12 protein-coding genes are annotated in these 12,726 nt (G+C 40.2%); 4 read left to right on the plus strand and 8 right to left on the minus strand.

The features are described 5' to 3' along the window. Nucleotides 1–96: 96 nt before the first annotated feature. Nucleotides 97–1,299 carry an enoyl-ACP reductase FabV gene (fabV, locus tag AB1Z56_RS07800; protein ID WP_313269658.1) on the minus strand — a complete coding sequence of 401 codons (1,203 nt, stop codon included), beginning with the start codon at nt 1,297–1,299 and terminating at the stop codon, nt 97–99. Between the two features lie 161 nt (nt 1,300–1,460). Between fabV and AB1Z56_RS07805 the strand changes: the two genes are divergently transcribed. After that, the gene (locus AB1Z56_RS07805; RefSeq protein WP_426791618.1) at nt 1,461–2,399 is read left to right on the plus strand and encodes a DMT family transporter; all 939 of its coding nucleotides are present in this window, start codon (nt 1,461–1,463) and stop codon (nt 2,397–2,399) included. A 9-nt stretch (nt 2,400–2,408) separates the two neighbouring features. Here the strand turns inward: AB1Z56_RS07805 and AB1Z56_RS07810 are convergent, their stop codons facing one another. The 3 genes from AB1Z56_RS07810 to AB1Z56_RS07820 all read right to left on the minus strand — a co-directional run bounded on the left by AB1Z56_RS07810 (nt 2,409) and on the right by AB1Z56_RS07820 (nt 5,729). Beyond that, nucleotides 2,409–4,199, minus strand: coding sequence for an ABC transporter ATP-binding protein (locus AB1Z56_RS07810; protein ID WP_309366177.1), 1,791 nt, complete (start codon nt 4,197–4,199; stop codon nt 2,409–2,411). A gap of 152 nt (nt 4,200–4,351) precedes the next feature. Then, nucleotides 4,352–5,146: a S1/P1 nuclease gene (locus AB1Z56_RS07815; RefSeq protein WP_426791619.1), complete on the minus strand. Its 795-nt coding sequence runs from the start codon at nt 5,144–5,146 to the stop codon at nt 4,352–4,354. Between the two features lie 121 nt (nt 5,147–5,267). Continuing rightward, nucleotides 5,268–5,729: a DUF4268 domain-containing protein gene (locus AB1Z56_RS07820; RefSeq protein WP_309366181.1), complete on the minus strand. Its 462-nt coding sequence runs from the start codon at nt 5,727–5,729 to the stop codon at nt 5,268–5,270. 100 nt (nt 5,730–5,829) lie between these two features. Here AB1Z56_RS07820 and AB1Z56_RS07825 point away from each other — a divergent pair, with 100 nt between their 5' ends. Then, nucleotides 5,830–6,366 (plus strand): lipocalin family protein, encoded by a 537-nt coding sequence (locus tag AB1Z56_RS07825; RefSeq protein WP_426791620.1) that lies wholly within the window; start codon nt 5,830–5,832, stop codon nt 6,364–6,366. Here the strand turns inward: AB1Z56_RS07825 and AB1Z56_RS07830 are convergent. Both AB1Z56_RS07830 and AB1Z56_RS07835 read right to left on the minus strand, forming a co-directional pair. After that, entirely contained in the window at nt 6,363–6,668 is a 306-nt protein-coding gene (locus AB1Z56_RS07830; protein ID WP_426791621.1) for a hypothetical protein, read from the minus strand. The genes AB1Z56_RS07825 and AB1Z56_RS07830 overlap by 4 nt on opposite strands. Before the next feature lie 153 nt (nt 6,669–6,821). Then, entirely contained in the window at nt 6,822–8,126 is a 1,305-nt protein-coding gene (locus AB1Z56_RS07835) for an ammonium transporter (RefSeq protein WP_309366187.1), read from the minus strand. 290 nt (nt 8,127–8,416) lie between these two features. On the opposite strand from AB1Z56_RS07835, the gene AB1Z56_RS07840 reads away from it, so the two are divergent. Beyond that, entirely contained in the window at nt 8,417–9,469 is a 1,053-nt protein-coding gene (locus AB1Z56_RS07840) for an outer membrane beta-barrel protein (protein WP_309366189.1), read from the plus strand. 99 nt (nt 9,470–9,568) lie between these two features. Here AB1Z56_RS07840 and AB1Z56_RS07845 read toward each other — a convergent pair whose 3' ends face one another. Together AB1Z56_RS07845 and AB1Z56_RS07850 are read right to left on the minus strand one after the other, a co-directional pair. Then, entirely contained in the window at nt 9,569–10,945 is a 1,377-nt protein-coding gene (locus AB1Z56_RS07845; RefSeq protein WP_426791622.1) for an OmpA family protein, read from the minus strand. A gap of 70 nt (nt 10,946–11,015) precedes the next feature. Continuing rightward, entirely contained in the window at nt 11,016–11,429 is a 414-nt protein-coding gene (locus tag AB1Z56_RS07850; protein WP_426791623.1) for an NUDIX hydrolase, read from the minus strand. A gap of 264 nt (nt 11,430–11,693) precedes the next feature. Between AB1Z56_RS07850 and AB1Z56_RS07855 the strand changes: the two genes are divergently transcribed. After that, nucleotides 11,694–12,716, plus strand: a complete 1,023-nt coding sequence (locus tag AB1Z56_RS07855) for a L,D-transpeptidase (protein ID WP_309366195.1) — start codon at nt 11,694–11,696, stop codon at nt 12,714–12,716. The last annotated feature ends 10 nt before the right edge of the window (nt 12,717–12,726 follow it).

Consider the following 12,726-nt stretch of genomic DNA (forward strand, 5'->3'; position numbering starts at 1 on the left):
TCCATTGCAATAGAAATAAGGACTTGTCAAATCGTTTAATACAAAAAAGAGCGGCTGTGTATACAGCCGCTCTTTTTTGTATTAAAACTCTTTATGTTAACCTTCAATACTAGGTACACCAACAACTTCATTGGTATCCGCATTGTAGTCTATGCCATCAAAATTGAAACCGAATAAATTGAAAAACTCATTACGGTAACCTTCAATATCTGAAATTTCAGCTAAGTTTTCGGTTGTCGCTTTTTCCCACAACGCCGCAACTTCAGCTTGAACATCCTCACGCATTTCTAAATCGTCTACACGGATACGGCCTTTATCATCAAGCAATACCTTTCCATCGGCTGTATAAAGACGCTCAGCAAACAAACGTTGCATCTGCTCGATTGTGCCTTCATGAATTCCTTTTTCTTTCATTACTTTATACAATAGAGAAATGTATAAAGGAACCACAGGGATAGCAGAACTTGACTGTGTAACCAAGGCTTTATTAACAGATACATAAGATACACCATGAATATCGCTCAAAATAGCGTTTATCGCAGGTACCGTTCCTTCTAAATCATCCTTAGCACGGCCAATAGTACCATTACGGTAAATCGGGTAAGTAAGCTCAGGGCCTATATAAGAATAAGCAACTGTTTTAGCGCCGTCGGCCAATACACCAGCAGCTTTCAGATCTTCGATCCAAAATTTCCAATCCTCCCCACCCATTACAGCTACCGTATTTGCAATATCCTCTTCATTTTCTACTGGTTGAATGGTAATATCTGAAATTACACCAGTATGAAAATCTACTGTTTTATTGGTAAACGGTTCTTGTATTGGTTTCAAAACAGAAGCGTGTGCCACTCCAGTCTTTGGATGCGTACGACGCGGCGAGGCTAAACTATAAACCACTAAATCAATCTGTCCCAAATCTTTTTTAATAAGCTCAATGGTTTGTTTTTTCACTTCGTCTGAAAAAGCATCACCATTAATACTTTTGGCATATAATCCCGCTTCATGGGCTTCTTTTTCAAAAGCTGCGGAGTTGTACCATCCAGCAGTTCCTGGCTTGCCTTCTGCTGCAGGTTTTTCAAAAAATACACCGATTGTAGCAGCTCCAGAACCAAATGCTGCAGAAATCCGAGATGCAATACCAAATCCTGTAGAAGCACCGATCACCAATACTTTCTTCGGACCATTCGCGATTTCACCTTTGGATTTCACGTATTCAATTTGATTTTTAATGTTTTGCGCAGCCCCTTGTGGATGCGAGGTTAAACAAATAAAACCTCTAGTTCTTGGTTGTATAATCATCTTGATTAATTTTCTTACTACTTGTTTTATTGATTAGGCAAAATAAGGAATTTTAAATGAGAAAATCGTGATAAAAATCAATTAGTTTTTGTTTCATTTTCAATTGAACGGGCATTTGCTTACTTTCACAAAGTTAAGTTTACATCCTATTCATCTTATTTATGCCAGTCCAATTTACAATAAAAAAGAATAAAAATAATGCACTTCTCCTCGGAACTTTAGCTGCTTTATTTTTTGCCAGCACTTTTGTTCTCAATCGCATCATGGCGGTATCGGGTGGAAGCTGGCAATGGACAGCCTCTTTACGTTTTATCTGGATGCTTCCAATCTTGGTCCTTATTGTTGCTATCAGAGGAAATCTCGTCAGTTTACTCAAAGAAATTAAATCCAATCTGCTTCAATGGCTATGCTGGAGTACCATCGGATTCGGAGTATTCTATGCGACGCTTACGTATGGCGCAAATTATGGACCATCCTGGTTGGTTGCGAGCACCTTTGAATTCACCATTATTGCCGGGATGTTTATTGGGCCCCTTCTCGAGAAAAAAGGGCATCGAAAAGGCTTATCAAAAGCCTCTCTTCTCTTTTCCATTATTATTTTTTGCGGCATTCTGCTCATGCAGATTTCAGAAGCTCGATCGACTTCCATGAAGGCCATGTTATTAGGTACTATACCAGTATTAATCGGTGCAATTGCTTATCCCTTAGGCAACCGTAAAATGATGAAAATTTCGGGCAATAAACTGGATGCTTTTCAGCGTACGCTGGGAATGACACTATGCAGCATGCCATTTTGGATTGTGCTTAGTCTATTTGGATATGCAGAAAACGGACTGCCTACAGATAGTCAGCTCTTCCAGACCTTCCTGGTTGCTTTATGTTCGGGGGTGATTGCAACACTTCTATTTTTCACAGCTACCGACCTGGTCCATCATGACCATAAGGCCCTTGCCGCAGTGGAAGCAACACAGGCCATGGAGGTTATTTTTACATTAATCGGTGAAATTCTTATCCTGCATGCCGCACTTCCAACAATGTATTCTTGTCTCGGTATTCTCATGGTGGTCATCGGGATGATACTACATAGCCGATCAAGCTAACCGTCCTATTCATCGCTCATCGGATTGCAAGGTCCTACTTATTTTATTTAAATTCAAGCTGTTGGCCATGGCGGAAAAAATGTCGTAGTAGGTGCCTTTATTTGCATAAAGATCTTCGTGCTGACCTTTTTCTACAACACAGCCTTTTTCCATAACCACAATCGCATTGGAATCAATGATCTGAGATATGCTATGAGAAACGATGATGACTGTGCGATCTTTTTTGATCGCATCTAAACTATTTTTGATCTGTTCGGTAGCAATGGCATCCAGATTAGCTGTAGGTTCATCGAGAAAGATAATGGGAGGATTTTTCAAAAACAAGCGTGCGATGGCAATCCGTTGCTGTTGCCCACCAGACAACGACTGGGCATCAGCATCATACCCTTTAGGAAGCTCCATGATCTGTTCGTGAATGTAAGCTTTTTTTGCCGCCTCAATAATCTCTTCCCGCGAGCTGCCCATTTTACCATATTCGATATTCTCAAAAATAGTTCCTTTAAAAATATGGTTGCGCTGCAGTACCATTCCGATATGCTGACGGAGAAAAGCCGTATCGTAACTGGCCAGATCTACGCCATCCAAAAAAATCTGCCCATGGCTAGGTTCGTAAAACTTGTCCAGTAAATTGATAATCGTACTTTTTCCCGCACCACTCAAACCAACCAAAGCCGTTATTTCATTCGGTTTAATAGCAAAGCTCACATCCTTCAAGGCAACTGTACCATTGGGATATTCAAAAGATACATGCCTCAGTTCCAAATCTCCGTGTATGTGAACAGGCTTATAGTTACCTTTGGATTCAATCTGCTCATCGGATTCCAAAATCTCAAAAAAGGATTCTGAATAAATCAAAGCATCATTTACTTCATCATATATACGGTGTAGCTGGCGTATAGGCGCCGAGACGTTATTGAATAACATGATATGAAACATAATGGCGCCAATAGTAATCTGACCAGAAAGCACAAGATAGGCCGTCAATACGATGATAATCACGACAGCTATCTGTTCAACAAAATTTTTAATACTGTCATATAGGAAACTTGTTTTACGGGTTGCCATTTGATTTTCGGTCATTTCATATTGGATCTTCTCATGGCGCTTAGCCTCTTCCGGCTCACGGACAAAAGATTTAATGACCAAAATTGAATCGATCAAACTAATAATCCGGTTATTTTTTGATTCCCGATAATTGCGCATCTGTCTCCGGAAACCTGTTAATTTTGACGCTTGAGCCTGACCGATATAGAGGTACAAAGGAATAACAGCTACACCGACCAAACCTACGTATACATTTGCGTAGAACATACAGATGAGCGCAATAATTGCGTTCGCAAACAAAGGAAGAATATCAATAAAAAAATTCTGTACCAAGCGGGTCAATGAACTAATTCCTGCATCAATCCGGGTCGCCAATTTTCCGCTTTCATTATCTGCTGAGGTATAGAAGGCCAGCCTATACGTTAAAATACGGTCAACAATCGACTGAGAGAAGTCACGGGCAATATAGATCCGAAGTTTTTCGCCATAAAACTTCTGCCCAAACTGAACCAAAGCATAAATAATTTCCTTCGCTAACAAGACGATACTGATCATACCAACGAGATACATGCCTTTAGACAACGGTTCTTTGGCAACCATCAGCACATTAATCTGGTCTACCGTATAGCGTAAGATAAAAGCGTTGATCTGCGCGGCAAAAGAACCGACTACGGTCAATAGCAGGGTATAAATAATCAGTCTACGGTAGGGTTTGGCGAAGGGAACAATTTTTTTAAATAATTGCGGAATAGTCATTGAAATCGATTTTAATACAGAGCAAACAAATAATCTGACGACATTGTTTAAATCTAAGTATAAAATCGGGAAGATCACAACGGGAGAATAGGATTAAAAAAGGCATATCACATGGTGATATGCCTTTCTAAAAATGCTTTAGCTGCTCTGGGTTATCCGAAGATCCGATTCAGCACTTTCGCCAGGCGCAAACCACCTTTCAGCATGCATTGCTCCATAATATCTTTATTTTGATAGACATAGGAATAAGACAAGTTGGCATTATTCGCTACATCGGCATAAATTTTTTCAGCCAATTGATTCGATTCGTACAACCAGTTGGAAAGTTCGCCCGCAGCCAGCTCCACATTCTCTTGCTTATTATTTACATCCAGAACAGTTGCATACTCTGTATAGCTATACTTTTCATTATCCACAAGATCACTATCCCATACACGGTGAATATTGGATTTCTTTCCAAACCAACTTACTTCAATCTTGTTTCCGCCCTGATCTTCGGCACGGCTAACGTGCATAGGCTGGTGCGCATCGCCCAAAATGTGGATCAGGAAATAAAGGTTTTGCTTCTGCTGATCCATAGAAACCGTCTTATCTGCAAACGACTTTTCGATACGAATCGCGGTCTTATATAAATTCTCATCAGCCGAGTTTTCCAGCCCCAGTTGGAATTCAGCCCAAGGTAAATTTGAATTTAAATTTATAAAATGTGAATTACCCAGCTTTTTAAACTCAGGATTAGGGTCTGACTTGATAAAATCACCCCAATTGGCCCAGTAGGCCAACTTTTGCTGTCCAATGATTTTTCCAATATTCTTTTTAGCCTTTTTAGTCAAATGACGTTCCGCAATTTCAGCGACTACACGATGCCCCGTAGTTCCCCATGCAAATACCGATGAAAGCTGAAAACACAATGCCATCGCCAGCAAACCCTTAATCATTTTTTTCATTAGATTGTTGTTTTAAATGATGATAAGACTCTTACATGCTAACGCATTCGACTCCACACAAGTGGTTGTAAATGCCGATTCAAACTTGTAATAGTCCATCTTAGTATATATTGAATTTTAATTATTTGAAAACATCGAAAGCATATTTTGCGGAGGACCAAAACTCATCCAGCGCAATCATCCGCGGTTTGAAAAAAGAGATCAGCTCAGGCCAATCGGCTTCTTTAAAGACACTATAGCCTTCTAGACTTGCATAGATCTGGCAAACAGGTTTTCCATATTCATCCCTGCCGTCCATATCCCAAATCCATTCTTCACCCAAAAGATCATGTAATAAAGCCTTATATTGAAGAAATTGTTCGGCCATTAAAGCTCGGATACCAGCATCGGACTGAGACCATTGTATCGCAATCTTGGCCACTTTTTTATCTGCATCCATTTTGAAGAATAAATGCTTTATACCTGTTTTGTAATTAATCCAATTGGCCTTCTCACCGTCTGCAGATAAATGTAAAGCCATAAACTGACCAAACTTCGTCCAGAACACCTGTTTTAATTGCTTTATCTCTTCCCTTGAATACACTGATACAACTTTTAAGTCAGCAAAATTAACAAAATAGCTCGGTATGTCTAAACCTTATTGGTATCAAAATTGTTGTTTTATTAACAAACAAATTCGAAAGATGAACTTAGATAAAAAAAAATCACTCTTACTTTTGGCTGCGGCTGCAATTGGAGCGGTAGCCTACAATGCGTTGAAGCCTGTCGTCTCCCGTCCGGATGTCGTGGATCCTTTTGATTTAGATAAATACCTTGGAAAATGGTATGAAATAGCCCGGCTCGATTTCCATTGGGAAAGAGGATTAAGTCAGGTCTCTGCCGAATACAATAAAAATAAAAATGGCACAATACGCGTCAATAACCAGGGTTATTCAGAAGAAAAGGAACGATGGAAACAGTCTATCGGAAAAGCCAAATTTGTCAACAGCCCCAATGAAGGTGCACTTAAAGTATCGTTCTTTGGTCCGTTCTACAGTGGGTATAATGTTGTAAAAATAACGGCGGATTATAAATACGCACTCGTTTTTGGTGACAACCTCGACTATATGTGGATTTTGGGTCGCGAGACGGAGATCCCAGATAAAATCAGAAATGAATTTCTAACCTATGCCCTACAATGTGGTTATGAGACCGGCGACCTTGTATGGACCAAACATTAGTCGAAGATCGGAGCTAATAGCTGGTAGTTTAATGTTGCATCCTGTTTCAGCACATCAGCAATCTCTTCAAGATCCTCTGGGCTAATGGCGTTTCTGATACCCGCATTATACAGGTTTGCCAAGAAAAGGGCTGCTTCACGTTTTTGATCGAGGGGCAGAATACCGCTTCCAACATAGAAGTTCAGCACGGAAACAGCGTAGTCACCAAACATATTAAATCCAAAATCGCCATTTTTCTGTAAGCAATAACGCATCATTTTTTCAAAATCAGAACGCAAAGTATCTTTTATCTCAGTAGTCATGAAAATCTTTTTTAGAGGCACAGTTGTTGGAAATAGCGTATAGAATCATATCCTCCCTCTCCTGGCCTGACAAAAATGCAAAAAATATCCCAAACAATGTACCGCTAAGCAGTACATTGTTTGGGATAAACTATGCGTTATGCCGCGACTCGTTTACAAAGCTTCTGCATGTTGAGAAACATCCAAACCAAGTTCTTCATCCGTTTCTTCGACGCGCAATGGAGCAATAAGATCAGTGATCTTCAATAGCACCAATGAACCAACGAAGGCAAAAAATGACACCGCAAATAACGCAACCATGTGCACAAAGAACAACTTCGTTTCGCCAAAAAACAAACCATTGTCCGCAACAACAGGATTAATGTTATGATGGGCAAATACACCCGTAAGTACCATACCAACCATACCACCTACCCCATGACAAGGGAATACGTCCAAGGTGTCATCGATACTCGTTTTACTTCTCAGGTATACAACCAGATTACTAACCAAAGCGCCAACCAAACCAATGATCATCGCATGTGGAATACTAACAAAACCAGCAGCTGGTGTAATCGCAACCAAACCAACAACGGCGCCGATACATGCCCCCATTGCTGAAGGTTTCTTTCCGCGTATGATATCAACAAATATCCAGGCCATAGCGGCCATGGCTGAAGCTGTCGTCGTGGTCGCAAAAGCGTAAGCTGCCAAAGAATTTGCTCCGCCGGCAGAACCGGCGTTAAATCCAAACCAGCCAAACCACAAAAGTGCAGTACCCAATATCACGTAGCTTATACGAGCGGGATTATGAATCTGTGTTTTACGGCCTTTTAAATAAATCGCTGCCGCCAAAGCCGCCCAACCTGCCGACATGTGTACAACGGTACCACCAGCAAAGTCTAGTACGCCAAACTTTGCCAATATCCCTTCAGGGTGCCAAGTTGCATGTGCCAGTGGCATATAAATAAAAATGCTGAACAGAATTATAAACAACATAAATGAATTGAATCGGATACGCTCGGCAAATGCACCGGTGATTAGCGCTGGTGTTATAATTGCAAACTTAAGCTGAAACATGGCAAATAAAACCAAAGGTATAGTGGGAAGTGCTCCCCAAGCAACATTCCCTAATGTACCTTTCATCATAAAGAACGTACGTGGATCACCAACAATACCACCAATATCATCGCCGAAAGCCAAGCTGAAGCCAACAATGACCCAGAGGATTGTCATCAAACACATACATATAAAGCTTTGCATCATCGTGGAGATTACATTCTTCTTGCTAACCATACCGCCATAAAAAAAGGCAAGTCCAGGTGTCATAATCAACACCAATGCAGAAGAAGTTAACAACCAGGCCGTATCTCCCGTATCAAATTCTGCCTTGTTTAAGTCAGACAAGTCAATGGATGGAAATACAAGTCCCAATACTCCTAAAAGAACTAGAACAATGAGTGGAATAATTTTTTTCATTTGTTTAAACTGATTAGTGTTTTCAATACATTAATAAAATTGTTAAAAAAATACAAGAACAAAACAAAAACCTACTTTCCCTTATAATTTTCTCAAATATAAAGTCTTTTTGTTAAAAAAATACTATGTTATTTTATTTTTTATGATTTTTTTTACATAATTTCACAAAAACAAATACAAAAACCATAATAAAAACCTATTTTTCAAACAAAAACAAAGATAAAACAGGTAAAACAAAAGAAAACAACCACAAAAATCCCAAACAAATCAAACTTAAACCAGAAAAAAACATGAAAAAACTTCTAACAACCATCATTTTATCAGTATTTATAATAAAAACAGCCACATCACAAGAGGAAAACAAAGAAAAAGGAATAGAAATATCCGGATCAGTGGACACCTATTGGAAATATGATTTTCAAAATAAACCTAACATCAACACCTACTTTACCGAAGACAACAACTCCGTCTCTATTGGGATGGTGGATCTAGCTGTAAAAAAGAAGTTTAAAAAAGCATCATTTGTCGGAGAATTATCTTTTGGTCCCCGCGGCCAATACCGATCAATTATGAATGGCGATGGCCAAGCCGGTGATGACAAAAACAGTTTCCATATCCAAAATCTATATGTAGGCTATGATCTAACCGAGAAACTCAATCTTACCGCAGGTTTCATGGGAACATTTGTGGGTTTTGAAGTGATATCACCAACCTACAACTTCCACTATTCAACCTCTTATTTATTCGGCGCTGGTCCATTTCAAGACGCAGGTTTAAAAGCTACGTATAGTTTCTCAGACAAAGTGGCTTTAATGGTCGGACTATTCAACGACTGGAATGTCTATCAAGATATGAACGGGGTTTCCCACGTAGGCTCCCAACTGGCTTATACACCCAACGATAAAAGCAGCTTTTACCTTAACTTCCTAACAGGTTCCTCTGCAGGTGGCAAATCGAATTATAGTTCCGGCACTCTGGTTGATCTTGTTGCTAACTATGATTTTACCCCTAAATTTTTCCTCGGTTTAAATGCGACGAATTATAAAAAGAGAGACGGTGGCGGCTACTCTGGCGTAGCACTTTACCCTAGGGTTCATTTTTCAGAAAATTTTGGGCTGGGACTGCGTGAAGAATTTTTCCAGACGCATAAAGAAGAGGAAAACGGAATTCCAAGCACCAACATCCTCGCAACAACACTAACGGCAGAATACAGTTATCATGGATTCAAATTTATTCCCGAAATCAGAATTGATAAAGGAAATACAGAGCGGTTCATCAAGAATGACCTCAGTCCGACGAAATCTGCAGGGCAGTTTCTATTAGCATGTGTCTATAGCTTCTAAACATACACCTAAAATAAGAATAGCTGGTCAATAGATAGACCAGCTATTCTTCTGCTTTTTCATATATCATTCCCAATTGACGACACCGATAGTATCTACCTACCGAACACTGACAGAAACGTGCCGATCTAATATGCGATCAGTTTCAGGTGCATCCGCATTATACTTTGCAAATTGTGAGCCATAGCCTTCTGCCCCTGTTACCTGTTTGGATAGACCATCTTTACCTAAATAGTCCTTTACAGCCGTTGCCCGTTCAAGCGATAACTTTTTATTAAAGTCCTCATTTCCCGTTTTGTCGGTGTATCCTCCAATCTTAATACTTGCGGTAGGAAAAGCCTTTAATATCGCTGCCAGATTACTCAATTGCACCTGACTTTCAGGCAGAACCTCTGCTGTACCCGTTTTAAAATTCAGATTATCGAAATCAAACCACGTATTTTTCAAGGAATCTTCGCCCAGGGATTTATAGTCGGACTTTAAAAATTGAACCAATTGGTCCTCTATCCCGCCTTTAAAAGCGGCCAGTTTGACGCCATTTGGTAAAACTACATCCGTACGCTCCCGCTCTACCACACTGCTCCCTGGCTCCGTCTTCAAGGCGCTTGAATCAACCTTTGTGCTATTTACACTGGTATCAGTAGCCCCCTCTTGCTTACTGCCGCTGCAACCTTTTCCAAATAGAAACCAGAGTGCGGCCAATACAATTAAAGCAATTAAAATCTTCCACCAGCTGCCGCCAGAACTACTCCTCGCGGCCGCAGCCCTAGAATCCTCAGCCCTAGGTAATGACAATGGTTCCTTATGCGCTTCCAACTCATTTGAAGGAGTAATGGGAGTTGATGTATGTATACCAGGTTCTTTCGGAACCTCCGTCGGCGCCTCATTTTCAATCGTCGGCTCCACCGGTGAAGAAAAATGTCCGCCATCAAACAGCTTACCAAAAGCACCCAATCCTAATCCCGCCGGAACAGCGGCCGCAAAAGCTGTTTTATTGTCCTGTAATACACGGCCAATATGATCAAAATCCCAATTTTGCCCCTTATTGGTTAAACTGGAAAATATTGCGGGCAAAGAAAAATTCATTAATTTTCCAATAGCGTTTCCATCAATACCAAGATATCCGGAAACAGTTGTCAAAACAGTCTCCAGTCCGCCGCCAAATATAGACCCCAGTATCCCTTGTGCTTTCCCCTCTTCTGTAGAATCCTGTGCTGAAGGTTCATTTGTGTCGCCCGCAGCACCGAAAAGGCTATGCAGATCGAAATTAGAGAAGTGTTGTTTCGCTTTTTCCAAAATCGCAGCAATTCCGCCACTTGCATCAGACTGCTGGCTTAAGCCCAAAAACAAAGCTGGAATTGTTACATTCAAACCCTGTTTCACCTGTTCATTATCCTGATTTAAAACTTGCCCTATTTGAGCGACGGTCTCTTCGTCAAAAAAGTCCCGCGCCCCTTTTAAAAGCTGATTTTCCATAATCTTCGTTTATTTTTAGTTTATATAAAACTTTAACAAACAAAGGTTTAATTTGTTCACTCTATGCACCTTATTCATCAAAATCACCCGAAAGCCATTTCGGGATCACAAATTCAGACGCAAGGTGTGCCAATCGGTAGCTTTGCCAGTCTTGGCGCGAAATCCAAACCACTTCTTCCAATTCTTCATAAGCAGCAAAAGCCCGGCGTTCAGCCAAATTAATTAAATAAATATGGCCTTCCACCACTGTATTTAGCTCATTTACAGCCTGAGTACAATGGCTTCCAATGAACCTCATCCCCATTTCGCTTACATCAAATTGGAGTTCTTCCTTTAATTCACGAACTAAGGTTTGCTCTTGATTTTCTCTAGGTCCTATTTTTCCGCCAGGCAATTGAAAATAGGAAGACCCTTTTTTTCGGACCATCAACAAATCTCCTTCCGGATTAAGCAGTGCTGCAGAGCAAATAACAATTTTATCCATATCTTTTATTTCAGAACACAAAACTAACCTTTTATTAATCATGTAAAAAAACATACGACGACCAATGAGCAAACGTCCCTGGAATCCAATTCCTCCAATCCGGATCGTAAAGAACGAATGATCGAAAACATATTTGATGATTGAAACCGAACAGACAAGAAGAAAGCAAACAGCAAATTGCTTTCGCTCAGCCCGAATAAAATTGCAAATAATAAACAAATTATCTAAGTTTAAAGAATAAAGCAATAATCTATAAATCCATATATGAATCGAAGATTAACCTGTTTAATACTAAGCATACTATTTCTATCGCTCGGATGTCAACAAGGCAAGAAAGACACAACAGCTAATAAGGAAGTCGTTAAGTCACAAAAAACAGCTCCTCCACCTAAAAAACAGGAGGAAAAACCTAAGGTATTCACAGCTGCGGATATTAGCATAAAAAAGGAGTTGCTTTATAACAAATATACCTTGGAAGACAGCTACCCTTACAAAGATACCACCCGCGGCTTTCAATGGGACAAAATCAAAGAACGACTTGCATTCGTAGAAAATTTCCAGCAAACACCTTCCCTATATGGGGTTCTTCAAAATTATCAAAATGAAAAAGGCGAAGCCCCAACAATACAGGATTATAAAAGGGACTCCTATAAACGTGTATCTGACAGTTTCAATGTTGAACGATATCAAGCTGCCCCATTGTATGATATCAATACCGACAAAGCTGTTCGCTATGGCCGCGATGGCTGGCTTGTCAGGGTTCAAGGTCCGGATACCCTAGCGAGAATTCCAATTGAAGGTATCTCATTTGAAGGAAAATACACCGTTCCAAAAAAATATCTACGCATGGTGAGCGACACAGTGCAATTTAAGATTATTAACGTCGTCGATGTTACAAACCAAAATATTTGCACCTTAGAGAAGGTCGGAAATGAATGGCTTGTCAGGAGCATGAATCCCGTAACGAGCGGAAGGCACAAACCTCCGCACGCTCAAGAAACCCCAACGGGACTTTTTGTGGTACAAGAACATAAATCCAAGATGTTTTATTATGAAGATGGCACCAAAACCTATGGTGGATTTGCCCCCTATGCCACCCGATTTACGGCGGGAGCATATATACACGGTGTCCCCGTTAACAATCCCAATGGAAGTATTATCGAATACAGTGAAAGTCTTGGCACCACACCCAAGTCACATATGTGCGTCAGAAATGCGTCATCTCACGCCCAATTTGTCTATAAACGGTCAAAAGACCTTGCCTCATTGGTCATTGTTATTGATTAACAATATTTAA

Source organism: Sphingobacterium sp. WOUb80 (genome assembly GCF_050058145.1).
GTDB lineage: Bacteria > Bacteroidota > Bacteroidia > Sphingobacteriales > Sphingobacteriaceae > Sphingobacterium.